The organism is Aeromonas sp. D3, from assembly GCF_027705025.1.
In the GTDB taxonomy this organism is placed as follows: Bacteria; Pseudomonadota; Gammaproteobacteria; order Enterobacterales; family Aeromonadaceae; genus Aeromonas; species Aeromonas salmonicida.
The window spans coordinates 26,157-41,324 of record NZ_JAPDBE010000007.1 but is presented as its reverse complement, the minus strand read 5'-3'; the positions used below and the strand labels follow the sequence as shown (position 1 = coordinate 41,324).

Annotated in this window: 16 protein-coding genes; 3 read left to right on the top strand and 13 right to left on the bottom strand. The window is 60.7% G+C overall.

Annotated features, from left to right (window positions below; genetic code table 11):
- Window positions 1–89: 89 nt before the first annotated feature.
- The 13 genes from OKC28_RS06525 to pspA form a co-directional block, all read right to left on the bottom strand.
- Window positions 90–368 carry a YfcL family protein gene (locus tag OKC28_RS06525; protein ID WP_034523848.1) on the bottom strand — a complete coding sequence of 93 codons (279 nt, stop codon included), beginning with the start codon at window positions 366–368 and terminating at the stop codon, window positions 90–92.
- A 124-nt stretch (window positions 369–492) separates the two neighbouring features.
- Window positions 493–1,608 carry an ATP-NAD kinase family protein gene (locus OKC28_RS06520; RefSeq protein WP_270688269.1) on the bottom strand — a complete coding sequence of 372 codons (1,116 nt, stop codon included), beginning with the start codon at window positions 1,606–1,608 and terminating at the stop codon, window positions 493–495.
- Window positions 1,609–1,803: 195 nt separating this feature from the next.
- A complete protein-coding gene (locus OKC28_RS06515) occupies window positions 1,804–2,292 on the bottom strand; it encodes an OmpA family protein (protein ID WP_021139593.1) in 489 nt (162 codons plus the stop codon).
- 2 nt (window positions 2,293–2,294) lie between these two features.
- Window positions 2,295–3,506, bottom strand: coding sequence for a diguanylate cyclase domain-containing protein (locus OKC28_RS06510; protein WP_270688267.1), 1,212 nt, complete (start codon window positions 3,504–3,506; stop codon window positions 2,295–2,297).
- Window positions 3,503–4,054: a YfiR family protein gene (locus OKC28_RS06505; RefSeq protein ID WP_059112402.1), complete on the bottom strand. Its 552-nt coding sequence runs from the start codon at window positions 4,052–4,054 to the stop codon at window positions 3,503–3,505. Before OKC28_RS06505 ends, OKC28_RS06510 begins: the two co-directional genes overlap by 4 nt.
- 196 nt (window positions 4,055–4,250) lie before the next feature.
- The gene (tyrR, locus tag OKC28_RS06500; RefSeq protein ID WP_256688200.1) at window positions 4,251–5,798 is read right to left on the bottom strand and encodes a transcriptional regulator TyrR; all 1,548 of its coding nucleotides are present in this window, start codon (window positions 5,796–5,798) and stop codon (window positions 4,251–4,253) included.
- Window positions 5,799–5,932: 134 nt separating this feature from the next.
- Complete coding sequence (locus OKC28_RS06495) at window positions 5,933–6,286, bottom strand: 4a-hydroxytetrahydrobiopterin dehydratase (protein WP_005310774.1); 354 nt, start codon at window positions 6,284–6,286, stop codon at window positions 5,933–5,935.
- A gap of 53 nt (window positions 6,287–6,339) precedes the next feature.
- Window positions 6,340–7,134: a phenylalanine 4-monooxygenase gene (phhA, locus tag OKC28_RS06490; protein WP_219592661.1), complete on the bottom strand. Its 795-nt coding sequence runs from the start codon at window positions 7,132–7,134 to the stop codon at window positions 6,340–6,342.
- Window positions 7,135–7,303: 169 nt separating this feature from the next.
- Entirely contained in the window at window positions 7,304–8,347 is a 1,044-nt protein-coding gene (locus OKC28_RS06485) for a YcjF family protein (RefSeq protein ID WP_270688262.1), read from the bottom strand.
- A gap of 69 nt (window positions 8,348–8,416) precedes the next feature.
- Window positions 8,417–9,823 carry a YcjX family protein gene (locus OKC28_RS06480; protein ID WP_234579382.1) on the bottom strand — a complete coding sequence of 469 codons (1,407 nt, stop codon included), beginning with the start codon at window positions 9,821–9,823 and terminating at the stop codon, window positions 8,417–8,419.
- Between the two features lie 131 nt (window positions 9,824–9,954).
- On the bottom strand, window positions 9,955–10,359 hold the full coding sequence (gene pspC, locus OKC28_RS06475) for an envelope stress response membrane protein PspC (RefSeq protein WP_270688259.1): 405 nt from the start codon (window positions 10,357–10,359) through the stop codon (window positions 9,955–9,957).
- A complete protein-coding gene (gene pspB / locus OKC28_RS06470; RefSeq protein WP_005310764.1) occupies window positions 10,356–10,592 on the bottom strand; it encodes an envelope stress response membrane protein PspB in 237 nt (78 codons plus the stop codon). Before pspB ends, pspC begins: the two co-directional genes overlap by 4 nt.
- Window positions 10,593–10,595: 3 nt before the next feature.
- Complete coding sequence (gene pspA, locus OKC28_RS06465; protein WP_005310762.1) at window positions 10,596–11,276, bottom strand: phage shock protein PspA; 681 nt, start codon at window positions 11,274–11,276, stop codon at window positions 10,596–10,598.
- Window positions 11,277–11,471: 195 nt separating this feature from the next.
- On the opposite strand from pspA, the gene pspF reads away from it, so the two are divergent.
- The 3 genes from pspF to OKC28_RS06450 all read left to right on the top strand — a co-directional run bounded on the left by pspF (window position 11,472) and on the right by OKC28_RS06450 (window position 15,154).
- Window positions 11,472–12,506, top strand: coding sequence for a phage shock protein operon transcriptional activator (pspF, locus tag OKC28_RS06460; protein ID WP_270688256.1), 1,035 nt, complete (start codon window positions 11,472–11,474; stop codon window positions 12,504–12,506).
- Between the two features lie 90 nt (window positions 12,507–12,596).
- A complete protein-coding gene (gene sapA, locus OKC28_RS06455) occupies window positions 12,597–14,192 on the top strand; it encodes an ABC transporter substrate-binding protein SapA (RefSeq protein ID WP_270688366.1) in 1,596 nt (531 codons plus the stop codon).
- 2 nt (window positions 14,193–14,194) lie between these two features.
- Window positions 14,195–15,154, top strand: a complete 960-nt coding sequence (locus OKC28_RS06450) for an ABC transporter permease (protein WP_256688198.1) — start codon at window positions 14,195–14,197, stop codon at window positions 15,152–15,154.
- Window positions 15,155–15,168: the final 14 nt, after the last annotated feature.

The window sequence follows — 15,168 nt, the reverse complement described above, 5'->3', positions numbered from 1 at the left end:
CCCTGAAACAAAAGGCGAAACTTATTATTAACCTTTCACTAACTTCAGGGAGGCGTCAACTAAAACTTCTGTTTGAAATGTGTATTCGATCAAGCTTCTGCTTGTTGTTGCAGACGCTGCCACATGGCTTGTACCAGCTCTTCATCCTGTTCAGAGAGCTCCCCCTCCAGGATGGCCTCGTTCAGGCTACGCAGTACATAACTCTTTACATCCCGCACCAGTGTCTTGCCTTCCAGCTCGGCACGCGCCACCGCCAGCGAAATGTGACCGCGCAGATAACCCCCCGCAAACAGCTCATCTTCCGTCGCCGTGGCCACCATGGCGTCTATCAGTCCCAACAACTTGTGCTCAAATTCATGAATCGTCATGTAACGCAGCCTCATTTTCAGAGTGGCTGGCAAAAAATTGCCGGCAAAATAATTCGGGGGAGTGGAACCGCGATCCGGTTGATCGCGGCTCTCTGGCGCAAGGGCCAGCCGCATCCTTGATGTCCTATTCCGGGTTGGCCACCGGGTAGATGACCTGATCCTTGTATCCCGTGGTTATGCGCAGATAACCACTTAACGACCGGTTCAGTGCCGGATCATCGGTATCCACCAGCAGCGGCCTGCCCCCGAGGGCAGCCAGCTTGGCTTTGGTGGCCAGGACCTGGATCTGGTCCCGCCCGACAGCCCGGATCACCTCTGGACTCAGTTGCTGATTACCGCGCCCGAACAGATGTCCCTGACCGCCGATCAGGGTAATGATCAGACGACAGTGACGACCGCGGATCCGGGTCAGGATCTCGGCGGCGGACAGATCCTGCCCGATAAGCTGGCCATTTTCCACCAGATCCACGCCGAGCAAGGTATTTTCCAGCCCCAGCGCTGCCATGCAGGCAGCGACTGTGCTGCCGGAGCCCATCAGGTAGAGGGTATCTGGCTCCATCTGCTCCACCACACCGGCGGCGAGATCTGCCAGTACCAGCTCTTCGGACTCCCGCCCCCCCTGCTTGACCGCCTGCACGTAGCGCAGATCCCCCGGAACCAGCAGTTGGCCATAGTGGCGGGCTCGCACCTTGCCCAGGCGAAATGCCTCCTCGTCGATGTCCATCACATCGGCATCCACCAGACTCAGCAATTCGCCGGCGATCATGCGGGCTGCCACGCGACCACTGGCTGCGGGGGTCACGCCGTACACGCCGGAGTGGATCTTGCAGCCCGCCGGAATACCGAGCACATGGCAGGATTCCCCGACAGCGGCGCAAATGTCCCGCGCCGTACCATCGCCGCCGGCAAACAGCAACAGATCGACGCCGGCCGCACGCATCAAGTCGGCTGCGGCGCGAGTGTCGGCCGCCGTGGTGGCCCCTGCGGCGGGCTGATAGACGATGCGACAAGGCAACTGAAGAGACGCCGTGAGATCGGCCCCCATCTCGCCCGCGACCGTGAGCAGCTCAAATGGGGTGGCAAGATCGCACAGGGGCAACAAGGCTTGTCGTGCCCGCTCCTGCGCCTTGGGCACGGCCCCCCGAGCCAGCGCTTCAGCCACCACGCCGTCACTGCCCTTGAGACCAACCGCGCCACCAATGCCGGCGACCGGGTTAATGATGAGCCCTAAACGAAACATAGATTTCTCCCTCTGGTCGGTCGCCATTCTATCTTTTCAAGGCGCTGGGACAAGCCATGTCGGGCCAGCACTCATCCTCCTTTTCCATCATTTTGCCAAGAGCGGTCACCACGGCTGCGAACAACTCGAGCAGCAAGCGGGTCAGCCACAAAAAAGAGCGCCATCAGGCGCTCTTTTTTTATCCACACAACCGGCTTATTCGTTGCTGATGATGATGCCAACGCGGCGGTTCTCTGCCCGACCGGCAGCCGTCTTGTTGTCTGCCACCGGATCCCGTTCACCGCGGCCACGGATGTCAAGGTTGGCCGGCTGCATGCCGACCGACACCAGCACATCGGCCACCGATTTCGCCCGCTTCAAAGAGAGCTGATCGTTATAAGCCTCAGGTCCGTTGGAATCGGTGTGACCATCGATCCGCGCCTTGTTCAGGCCAACCCCCAGCAAGGTCATGCCCAGCTTTTCCACCAGGACACGGGTGTCAGGGTTGAGGGTTTCCGAATCGTTGGCAAACAGCACCCGGTTGGAGAAGTCCAGAGTCCAACCCTCATCGGTCAGGCGAAAGCCCTGCTCCTTGAGTACGCCGATCTGCTCCGCCGTCAGACCGCGAGGGGCACTTTGACAGCCCGCCAACACGCTCAACAGCAGGCCGATCAGGCCGGTTTTCATCAGGACAGTGATCTTCATTGTTATTTTTCCTCAGCAGAAACATCAAATTCCAGCTGGTCATGAAGTGCAAGCTCCCGACGCAGCCGTTTGGATTGGTACATGGCATTGTCAGCCTGCTGCAACAATTCACCGGCAGTGAGTCCCTCATCCGGATACACGGCGAGGCCTATGCTGATGGCGGCCACCAGCTGACGACCATCCCCCAGTACCACAGGGTCGGCCATCGCCAGCTGGATGCGGGACACCACATCCTGCGCTTCGCTCTCTTGCAACAGAGGCGTCAGCAAGATGGCGAATTCGTCGCCGCCCAGCCGACATACCAGATCCATCGGCCGAAGCTGATGTTGTACCCGTCTGGCCAAGGCGATCAGCACGTCATCCCCGGCGGCATGGCCCAGGGTGTCGTTGATCTGTTTGAAGCGATCACAGTCGAGGTAGAGCAGCGCAAACCGCTCCTCTTGCAAACGGCCCGTGGTCACAGCTTGATCCAGACGAGCCTCAAAAAGAGCACGATTGGGCAGACCGGTCAAGGCATCATGAGTGGCCTGATGCAGCAGGCTGGCGTTCTCCCGTCGTTGGTGGGCCTGCCAGGCCTCCAGCTCATCGAGCAGGGAGTTGAAATCCTGGCCAAGTTCGTGCAACTCGGCGATGTCAGCCTCGGGCACCCGCATGGCAAGGGTACGTTGACGACTGACACTGTGGGCCACCTGAGCCAGCTTCTTGAGCGGCACAGTGATGGAGTTTTGCATCCAGCGCGCCACATAGAGCGACCCCACTGCACTGAGGATGAGGCAGACCAGATGGACACGGGCTATCTCGACGCCGCCCCGCATCATGGGGTGTTCAACGGGACCGGGCAGGATGAGTTGTGCAAGATACTGCTCAAGGCCAGACCAGGGGGTGGTCATGGCCCGGCTCCAGCTTGCCAGCAGTCTGCCATTGGGCAACCGGATACTGGCCTGTGCCACATCCTCACGGGTGACAATGGCCTGCAGCGCCTCCTTGGCAACCTCTTCGTCATGGAATACCACGGCCGCTTCACTGGTGTAACTGATGGCACGCGCCACCAGCTCAAGGTTGTGGTCCGCATAGATACGCAAGGCCAGCAAAGCAATACCGGTCAACAGCAGACCGGCCATACAAACAGCGGTCAGGGACGTCACCATGTGGGTGCGTCCCAAGCTCTGTCGCAAAGTGAGCCGCTGCGCCTGTGAACGAAAAAACGCCTTCATGGTGTCTCCTCATCCGCCCTGGCCAGCTTCAGCACGGCGGGGTGAACCCGCACTCCGCTCCTGGCGAGAGCATCCAGATTGACCCGAAAGCGAATACGCTCCGACCCTATCTGCAAGCAGAATACGGCGTCGGCGGTACACTCGGCGCTCTGCTCACTGATGCTGAGAATCGCATGGCCGCGCAGCCGCTGGAACAGTGGCAGGCGCCGCTCTGGCGCCAGCACTCCCAGATAGAGCACATCGCACTGCCGCCCAAGCATCTCATCCTCGACATCGTAACGGCGTACACTGACCGGCCGGCCATTGGCCTGCTGCTTGATGGCAAACAGCGCTGTGGCATATTCCGTCGGCGCGGCGATGCACAAGCGCAACGCCTCTGGCTCGGTGGGCCAGCGGGTGTAGCTGAGTATGTCGAGCACCGTCTGGCGCACCTGCTCTGAGCGCAGCTCGGCAGAGGTCAAAGGAAGGTGCTCGCGGGCCAGCGCCAGCGAGCAGAACAGGAGCGTCAACCACGCCAGGGACCGGGTCAGAGAAAAAAAGTGCATCATGCCTGCGCTTATTGAACATGCGGTCTATTTGAAGGGCTGATGCCCGTTCAGGGAGATCCGGATGAATGTAGTATTGAACTTGTCAGCAGCATGACAAGGCAACATCGACAGAGCAAGGGGGTGCGCCAGCAATTGTCGCGATAAGAAGAGGGCCCACGCTGGCGTGAGCCCCGATATATCACTTGAATTCATTCGCTTACTTCTTGCTGATCCCGTATTCACGCAATTTGTTGGCGATGGCGGTGTGCGACACGCCGAGGCGCTTGGCCAGCTGACGAGTGGAAGGAAACGCTGGATAGAGCCGTTCAAGCAGCCGGCTCTCGAAGCGTTTCACCGCCTCGTCCAGGCCCCCTTCGAACCACTCGTCGATGAGCGGCATGGCATCGGCGGCCACAGGCAGATCCACGTGCTCCGGGCCGATTTCGTCCCCTTCCAGCAACGTCATGGCGCGGTAGAGGCAGTTTCGCAGCTGACGCACGTTGCCGGGCCAGCGGTAGGCCGTCAGGTACTCGGCCATGTTGCGGGTAAAGCGCGGTCTTGGCCGCTGCAACTCGCTGGCGAAGCGGGAAACAAACTGCTGGGCCAGCGCCATTATGTCCGCCTTGCGCTCGCGCAGAGGGGGCAGCGCCAGACTCAACACGTTGAGGCGATAGTAGAGATCTTCCCGGAACTTGCCGTCGTGCACCAGATCCAGCAACTGCTTCTGGGTGGTACAGATGAAGCGCACATTGACCTTCACCTCCTGCTCGTCACCGACCCGGCGAAACACCCCGTCCTGCAGCACCCGCAGGAACTTGGTCTGCAGATGGGCAGACATGTCGCCGATCTCGTCCAGCATCAGGGTACCGCCGCTGGCCAGCTCCAGCACGCCGCGCTTGCCTTCGGTGTTGTTGCCAAACGCACCGGGGGCGTAACCAAACAGTTCGCTCTCGGCCACGTTGTCCGGCATGGCGGCGCAGTTGAGGGCCATGAAGGGGTGACTGGAGCGCAGGCTGGCACCGTGGCAGGCGCGGGCCAGCAGCTCCTTGCCGGTGCCAGTCTCGCCGACGATGAGCAACGGCGCATCCTGCATCGCCAGCTTGCTCGCCTCTACCAGTACCTGCTTCATCTTCTGGCTCTCGGCCTGCAGATGCTCGAAGCCCCCCACTTCCACCGCGTGCAAGGCACTGAAGTGCATGTCTACCCGGCGGGCAGATTTGAGCACCACGACGGCGCCGGCCAGAGCCTGGCGGCCCTTCTCTTCGGCCACGAACAGCGGCATCAGATCCGCCAGATACTCTTCGCCGTTGAAGCTGAGCTTGCAGGTCTGCGGCTTGATTTCACTCGCCTCCAGCCAGCGGCTGAAGGAGAACCCCTTGACCAGAGAACCAAGGGCCATGCCACGTATCTCTTCCACCGGCAGGGCCAGGGTCGTCAGAGCAGACTGGTTGGCCTGGGTCACCTTGCCCTTGGCGTCGAGAGAGAACACCAGATCCGGCAGCGCCTTGAGCAGGGCCTCAATCTCGTGGTGTTCACGCTCTGATGGCATGTAGGGGATGGTCTTGACGTCATAGACGCCGGGAATGCGGCGGATCTCCGGCATCAGGTGCTGAAAATCGCGAAACTCCAGCTCGGGAAAGTTGAGATAGATGATGCCTGAGGTATCGATTTCGATGCCGCGCAGATCGATGTTGTGCTCCACCAGACGGTCGAGCAGTTCCCGGGTCAGGCCCAGGCGGTCTTCACAGCTGACTTCAAGACGCATTCGGGACACACTTCCTAGCTAACTCTATGAATGACCGGATAATACAGACTCGATCCCGCCAGTGCGAGCGCTGGCCCATAAAAATGCGGGCCCGCCCCGCTTTCGCCGGGCAGGCCCGAGTCACTGGAGGAGGCTTATTTGTGCAGCGGATCGCTGAGCAACTGGTCGGTACGCGCCGCCATGATAAAGTCGTTGCGGTGTAATCCGCCTATCTTGTGGGTCCACCAGCTGACGGTCACCTTGCCCCATTCGGTCAGGATCGCAGGGTGATGAAACTCAGCCTCCGCCAGTTCACCCAGACGGTTGGTAAACGCCAGCGCCTCCTTGAAGTTGCGAAAAGTAAATTCCCGCCTCAGTTGCAGCTCTCCTTTCACCACCAGCGGCTGCCAGTCAGGAATGAGGTGCATCAGTTCGCTCAGCTCCTGCTCGCTCACCTTGGGGGCATCGGCGCGGCACGCTTCACACTGCTGGCTGGCCAGTTCGGACATGGGTCTCTCCTTGTTCATCAATGGGAATGAGATAACGAAAAATCGTGGTGAGTTCAGCTCGCCTGCTTGCCGGCCGCCGGCTCAAAGCGTGGCGGGCGCAGGCCGAGGCGCCTCGCCTCCCCCACCATGGCCATGATGTCCTGCTCCGCCAAACGGTAGAGCGCCGCCAGCTCAGGCAGCACAAAATAGGTGGGCTGCATGATGTCGATACGGTATGGGGTGCGCAGCACTTCTATGGGATCGAAGGGTTGCAGCACAGGCTGGCCACCGATGGCATAGGCGGTCTCGCCGATGGAGGAGAGAATGCCGCCACCGTAAATTCTCAGCCCGGCAGGGGTATTGAGCAGGCCGAACTCCACCGTGAACCAGTAGAGCCGGGCCAGAAAGACCCTATCCTCCTTGCTCGCCTGCAGGCCAAGCTGGCCATAGACATGGGTGAAGTGGGCGAAGGCGGGATTGGTCAGCATGGCGCAGTGGCCGAAGATCTCGTGGAAGATGTCGGGCTCTTGCAGATAGTCGAGTTCATCCCGGCGCCGGATAAAGGTAGCCACCGGAAACTGGCGATTGGCCAGCAGGGCAAAGAAGCGGTCGAACGAGATAAGTGCGGGCACTGCAGCCACCGACCAGCCGGTGGCAGGTTGCAGCACCGCATTGATATCCATCAGCTGGGGGATGCGATCACGGGGTAACTGCAGGCATTCCAGCCCCGCCAGATAGTCGTCGCAGGCCTTGCCAGCAAGGGCTGCGAGCTGGCGCTCGATCAGGATTTGCCAGGTGCCATGCTCCTCATTCGAGTAATGGACAAGACCCAGGGGATCTGGCTGGTGTGCTGTGTAGAGACTTGCCATGAGCGGTTCCATCCTGTGCGCACGCCCGGACATCCAAGCATCGGCGACTCATCGTTGACTGACAGGATCACTGTAACGGTTTGCCCCTCAAAAAAGCAGCCGACCCCGGGGTCGGCTATCGATGCAAATTGTAAACAATTTGTGACAACCACAATCGAGGCCCGGGCCGTCACCCCCTGTTGAGATACCCCGCCAGCTGACCGATGAGCCGCTTGCGCAGCTCACCGAGCTTGGGCTTCTCGTCACCACACCAGGGCAACGGGCGGCACGCCTCTATGGTACGCAGGCCAAGGCGGGCAGTGAGCAGACCCGCGCCCACCCCTTGTGCGGCGCGGGCGGAGAGCTTGGCGGCCAGCTCGGCTCCCAGCAAGTCCATCCCCACCTCGGTCACCAACTCGGTGGCACCGGCATAGAGCATGTTGCGAAATACCTGACGAATGAGGCGGATGCGGCTCCAGTAACCGAGCTCGATGGCATAGACGTCGGCGATGTCCTCGATCATCCGCAGGTTGCGCCACAGCATCAGCATCATGTCGACGGTGGCAAGGGGGCTCAGGGCCACCAGCACGGCGGCCTCCCCCGACCATTTGGCCACCCGGGCCTGGGCCAGCTTGTCACGCTCGGTGAGCACCAATTGGCTGTATAGGGTCAGCACTTCCCGATCGCTGTGGCTCTCGTCAAGCTGGCTCAGCCAGCTTTGATACCCCTCGCGCCCCTTGTCGCCACTCTTCTCGGCGAGCGCCTCGCAAAAAGCCTGCCCCTGCCCGACGCTCTGACGGGCCAGCAGATCGTCGGCGCGCGAGCGCACATCCTGGCGCCGCTTGAGGGTGCGCAGCCGCAACCACTCCCGCCCCACTACGCCAGCCGTGCCCACGGCCACCAGACCGGAGGCCAGCAACCAGGCGCTGCCCCAAAGCGGTGTAGTGAGCAACTGGTCATAGATAAAGACGCCATATTGCCCCAAAGAGAGCAGGCCAACCGCCCCCAGTCCCCAGGCGAGCAGCCGATGGCGACGACGCGGCTTGATGGTGAAGGCGGGCTCCACTTCGGTGAAATCATCGAGCTCGTCAAGGCGCTCGAAGCTAGCCTCTTCCAACTGCTGGGCCGGAGCCGGCGGCCGCTCTTCGCTCGCCACCGACACGCTGGGCTCGAGGATCACCTTGCCCTGCAACGGCGTCGTCTCATCGGCCCTGTGTTTTGTCTGATCGTTCATCTTTTTGCTTGTTCCTCCACGCGGCTGTGCAGCCATGCCTGATCTGTATCCATTGCCACAGAGCCTGGGTTATTCGAGGTGATCCCCGAGCAGAAACTCCAGCGCAGCATCGAGCCGGATATGGGGCAGCGCCTGATGGGCGCTCATCGCCAAGGGGCGAAATGCCTGAAAATCAAAGCCCTGATTGTTCCACCACTGGGCTGGCGGGATATGGGCAGGCACCTCCCCCGGGAAGAGCAATAACGGCTCCCCCGAGAGGCTGGTACCGCGGATGGCGGGGAACTCGCGGCCATTGGCCACCCCCTTGCCCACCTCGGTCGCCTTGATGGCGGCCAGCGCCAGACACTCTGTGGTGATCCCCTCAAAGCGTGCCTGACCCCGGCCGCTGCGCACCAGATGCTGGAGCAAAGAGACCAGAGGGCCGTGCTGCTCGGGGGTCACGTGATCGGCCTTGCTCGCCACAAACAGCAGCTTGTCGATGCGCGGCGAGAAGAGCCGGCGCCACCAGTTGCTCTTGCCGTAGGCAAAGCTCTCCATGATGCGGGCGATGGCCTGCTGCATGTCACCAAAGCTGGCGGCGCCGGCATTGAGGGGTTGCAGGCAGTCCACCAGCACTATCTGACGATCGAAACCGGCAAAGTGCTGCTCATAAAAGCCCTGCACCAGATGCTGCTTGTACTGCTCGAAACGCTGCTTGAGGGTGGCATAGAGGGTGCCATCGGCGGGCTCGCCAGCAGGTTTGCCCCACATCCAGGGCACAAACTGCAGCATGGGGGCACCGGCATACTCCCCCGGCAGCACAAAGCGACCGGGTTGGATGAGGTGCAGCCCAAGCTCGCGCTTGCAGGCATGGAGGTAATCGGTATAACGCTCGGCAAGCTCCGCCACAGGCCGCTCTTCGAAGGCCTGCCCGGCCTGCCACGCGGTCGCCAGCCACGCGGTCGCCAGCGCCTGCAACTCGGGGCGACGCAGCTGGTCACGCACCTGCTCGCTCCACTGCTCATAACTCAGTTCAAGCAGCGGCAAGTCGAGCAGCCACTCCCCCGGATAGTCCACCAGATCCACATAGAGGGTGGACATGTCTCCCAGGTGCTTGCGCAAGGGATGGCGGGTGCGATAGCGGATCTCGAGGCGCACCTCGGCCACCCCGCGGGTAGGCTCGGGCCAGGCTGGAGGATCGCCAAACAGGGCATCGAGCCCGCGCTCATAGGCAAAGGTGGGAATGTGGGCATTTTTCTGGGGCACCCGACGGGCGCCCAGGATCCGCCCCTGCCGCTGGGCATCCCACAACGGCAAGCGGCCATCAATGGCCGCATGTTCAAGCTGGTTGACCAGCGCCGTGATGAAGGCGGTCTTGCCGCTGCGGGAAAGACCCGTCACTGCCAGTCGTATGTGGCGATCCCGTACCCGGTTCACCACGTCGGTGGCCTTGTGCTGCAAGAGCGACCATTTTTGTTCGAGTTTGTTGCGTATCAAAGCGGATCCCGTTCTCCCGTTTGTCCCATTTATTCTCGATCGTACGACCCGGTTGCACTCACCGAACCTGCCAACCAGATTGGTCATGCAGGTTCGATGAGTCCGGCAGGCCTCATCGAACCGTCACGGATTCACAGCTTGCTGAATTCCCGTTGCAGGGTGAACTCCTTGGAAGTCACCAGCTTCTCGATGCGCTGCAGCCTGGGCTCCAGAGTATCGAGCTCCTGCGCGATACGGCCCAGTGCCTGATGGGGCGTGATCCCCGCCTGCCAGCTGCGCGCCTTCATGCGCACCTCGGCAAAATCTCCCTCCTCGTTGTGATAGAGAGTGACCGGCTTTTTATCGAGCAGAAACCAGGCTGCTATGTAGGCGGTGAAGGTGATGAAACCTGCAAAGATGAGACCGCTGATGGCCAGCAGCCGCACGATCCAGGTCTCCACCCCAAAGTAGTCGGCAAGTCCGGCACACACACCGGCTATCTTGCCCTGTTGGGGGTCGCGATAGAGATTGCGCCCCTCCCGATTCGATGGACTCATACCTTGTTCCTCCAGCCCGGGACTTCCGCATCCAGAATGGACTCCAGCGCGCCGACCCGCTCCTGCATCTTCTCGGCGCGGGCCAGCAAGCCTTGCAGTTGCTCCCGTTCGCTATCGGCGAGACCGGTACCGATCCGCCCCTTGGCTCTGTAGTGCAGCACCAGCCAGATAGGGGCCACCACCACCATGAAGACCACCATGGGAACCATCAATACGCCCAGCAGATCTTCCATCCGTTACTCTCCCTGTTTTGGTGTGGTGTCGCCCTGGCCCAGCTTCTGACGCATGGCCTCGAGCTCCTTGCTTATCTGATCGTCGGCTTCCAGCTCGGCAAACTGCTGGGCCAGGGCCTTGTCCGATTGTCCCAGATCGGCACGGGCTTCCATCTCGTCGATGCGACGCTCCATGCGCTCGAACTTGCTGACCACGGCCTGACTGTCGCCACGGGCAACCTGGCTCTGCACATTGAGGCGGCTGCTGGCAGCTTCGGTGCGGATCGCCATCGCTTTTTGACGGCTGCGGGCATCTTCCAGCTTGGCTTCCAGCTGACGTATTTCGTCACCCAGTTTCTCGATGCCGCTGTCCACTGCCTGCTGCTCGCGATAGAGGGTCTCGGCCAGCTCGCTCTGCTTCTTCTTCTCGATGAGGGCGGCACGCGCCAGATCTTCGCGCCCCTTGGCCAGCGCCAGCTCGGCCTTGCCCTGCCACTCGTTCACTCGCTCCTGATGGCGACTGACCTGGCGGCCTATCTCTTTCTGGCTGGCGAGGAAGCGAGCCAGATTGGAGCGCTCCTTCACCAGTTCATCTTCCATCTCCTGGATGATCAGGCGCACCATCTTCTGGGGATCTTCTGCCTTGTCGAGCAGGGACGTCAGGTTTGAATTGATGATGTCGGCCAGACGGGAAAAAATACTCATGATAGAACTCCTGTGGTTGGCATACGTTGTTTCTCCATTGACAATGGCAACTTGTGTGCCAATCTGGAACAGAATTTAACTTGTTGATTTATATGGGGCCTGTGGGTCTAGTTTCAAGATACCCCATGCAAGTGATGATTAAAATCACCAACTTTTGGTAAGATTGACCAGCTTTTACAACTGACAGGGATCACTATGAGCACGGCCACGGAAAGCCTGTTGGGGGAATCCAACGCATTCCTCGAGATCATTGAGCAGGCCTCCCGCCTCGCACCGCTGCGCAAACCCGTGCTGATCATCGGCGAACGGGGAACGGGCAAGGAGCTCATCGCCCACCGCCTACATTATCTCTCGGGGCGTTGGGATCAAAGCTTTGTCACCATCAACTGCGCCACCTTGAGCGAGAGCCTGCTGGAAACCGAGCTGTTCGGCCACGAGGCAGGATCCTTCACCGGCGCAGCCAAGCGCCATCAGGGCCGGTTCGAGCGCGCCGATGGCGGCACTCTGTTCCTCGACGAGCTGGCAACCACCAGCGCCCGGGTACAGGAAAAACTGCTGCGGGTCATTGAATACGGTGAATTCGAGCGGGTGGGTGGGGCCAAAGCCCTCAAGGTGGATGTACGGCTGGTGTGTGCCACCAACGAGGACCTGCCGGCGTTGGCCGACAAGGGGCACTTTCGCCACGACTTGCTGGACAGGCTTGCCTTTGATGTCATCACTCTGCCCCCCTTGCGGGAGCGGCGCGAGGACATACTGATGCTGGCGGAGCACTTCGCCCACGGCATGACCCGGGAGCTGGGTTATCCCCTGTTTGCCGGATTTTCGCGCAAGGCGACCCAGCTGCTGCTGGATTACCCCTGGCCCGGCAACGTGCGGGAGCTCAAGAACGTGGTGGAGCGCAGCATCTATCGTCAGGGCAATCCCCAGTTGCCGCTCTCGGATCTGGTGCTCAACCCGTTCGATTCCCCCTGGCGGCCCCGTGTGCAAGGTGCCCCTGCCACGCACATCGCCAGTGAGAACCTGCCACAGACTAACCCGGCCGCTCAAAGCCTGCCGCTGGATCTCAAAAACGCGGTGGCTGAGTATGAAATTGATTTACTCAAGCAAGCCATGCAGCAATCCCAGTATAATCAGCGCAAAGCCGCCCAGTTGCTGGCCCTGAGTTATCACCAGTTCCGTGGCATGCTGCGCAAATACCAGTTGCTGGACAGTGATAACGATGCGGATTGAAACCACAGGGAGCCCGGTTCAGGCCGACTCCTGCAACTCGCCAGCCCCGATGCCGGCACATTTGTATAAAAACATGGTTCTACAATGAGAATGCTCAAACCCTTGCTGCTTGGATTGCTGGTGCTGGTTACCGGTTGTCAGAAACAAGACGACGCGTCCAGGACGGGACTCATCTACTGTGCGGAAGGCTCGCCCCAGACCTTCAATCCCCAGGTCTCCAACTCCGGGGTGACCCTGGATGCCAGCTCCCGCCCGCTCTACGATCGCCTGCTGGAGGTGAACCCCAACACGCTGGCGCTGGAAGGGGGGCTCGCCACCCGCTGGAGCGTAAGTGACGATGGTCTCTCCTACACCCTGACTCTGCGCAAGGGCGTCACCTTTCACCACACCCCCTGGTTCAGTCCCTCACGTAACCTGAATGCCGACGATGTGCTGTTCACCTGGCAGCGGCTGCTGGACAAGCAGCACCCCTATCACGCCATTTCAGGAGGCGAGTATCCCTACTTCTACAGCCTGGGGCTGGATCAACTGATCAAGCGGGTCTACAAGAAGGGACAGCTGCAGGTGGTGTTTGAACTGAATCGGCCGGATGCCTCCTTCCTCGCCACGCTGGCCAGCGACTACGCCATAGTGCTCTCCGCCGAATATGCCGACCAGATGCGCCGCGCCGGCACACCGGCACTGCTGGACACCCAACCGGTCGGGACAGGTCCGTTCAGCTTCAAGGAGTATCGCCACAACGAATATGTGCGTTACCTGCGCCACCCGGGTTACTGGGGCGGCGAAGCCAAGATTGAACAACTGGTCTATGACATCACGCCAAAATCCGCCAAACGCCTGGCCAAGCTGCTGACGGGCGAGTGCGATGTGATGAGCACTCCCGTTGCCAGCCAGTTGTCGGTGATCAAGCAGAACCCGAAACTGAGCCTGTCCATACAGTCGGGCATGAACGTGGCCTTCCTGGCCCTCAACACCCGCAAGGCGCCCTTCAACAAGGTACAGGTACGTCAGGCCATCGCCAGTGCCATCAATATCGACAACCTGTTGCAAGCGGTTTACTTCGAGACAGGACAACCGGCCAACAGCCTGCTCCCTCCCCTCTCCTGGGGCTACAATCCTTCTCTGCCGATGCGTCAGCAAGACTTGAAGCGATCACGTCAGCTGCTCAAGGAGGCCGGACTTGAGCACGGATTCGAGATGCAGGTGCTGGTACAGCCGGGCTCACGCCCCTACAATCCGGATGCCCTCAAGACAGCCCAACTGATGCGCAGTGATCTGGCCAAGGTCGGCATCAAGCTGAAAATCGTGCAGCAGGAGTGGCCTGTCATCGAGACGCGCCTCGCCCATGGCCACTATGACAGCCTGCTGTCGGGCTGGATTGCCGACAACGCCGACCCCGATAACTTCTTTCGCCAGTTGCTGAGCTGCACCGCCGTCGAGCGTGGCAACAACTACAGCCGCTGGTGCAGCCCGGCCTTCGATCAACTGCTGGATGACGCTGTGACCACCCCCCAACTGGCGTTCCGGCTGCGCAACTACTATTACGCCCAGACCCTGCTCAACGAGCAGTTGCCGCTCATCCCGCTGGCCCATGCACTGCGCACCCAGGTCAGTCGCAGCGACATTGAGGGGCTCTCCCTGATGCCTTTTGGCGGCACCGTCTTCTACCAAGCACACAGGGAGTAAGCATGTTTTTCTATATCCTGCGCCGCATCAGCCTGCTGCTCATTACCCTGCTGGCCCTGACCTTCGTCGCCTACCTGCTGGATTATCGGCTCATCGGCCTGCAAGCCAGCTTCTGGAGCGGTTATCCTGACTTTCTGAGCAACATTCTGGACGGGGATCTGGGGCTTTCCAGTGTCTCAGGTCTGCCTGTGCTGGACGAGATCCGCCACTACTTCCCGGCCACCCTGATCCTCTGTGCAACGGCATTTGCCATCTCGCTGCTGGTGGGCATTCCGCTGGGCACCCTGGCGGCACTCTCACAAGGCAAGCCGCTGGATCTCTCCATCATGACCGCCGGCCTCATCGGCTACGCTGTACCTGTGTTCTGGCTGGCACTGCTGGTAGTGATGTTCTTCTCGCTGGATCTCGGCTGGTTGCCCGCCTCCGGCCAGATCAGTCTGCTTTATGACGTGCCCTCCATCACCGGCATAGCACTGATCGACGTACTGATGAGCCATGAACCCTGGCGCCAGGCGGCGCTGCACGATGCCCTGCGCCACTTGATCCTGCCCTCGCTGGTGCTGGCGGTGGTGCCCACCACAGAGGTGATCCGCCACGTGCGCAGCTCACTCATCGACGTGATGAAGCAGAACTACATCAAGGCAGCGGCGAGCCGTGGTCTCTCCCGCCGGCAGATTGTCTGGCGCCATGGCCTCAAGAATGCCTTGCCCCCCGTGTTGCCGCTGCTGGGTCTGCAGCTGGGCAGCGTGCTCACCTCCGCCATGATCACGGAGGTGGTGTTCGAGTGGCACGGGATCGGCCGCTGGCTCATCAACAGCATAGCCCTGCAGGACTATGCCGCCATCCGTGGCGCCACCCTGGTAGTGGCTGGTTTCGTCATTTTTACCAGCGTCAGCACAGAGCTGCTCACCACCATCATCTATCCGGCGCGGCGCAAAGAACTCTATGCAAAACAAGACTGAACGTGCTCATGGCA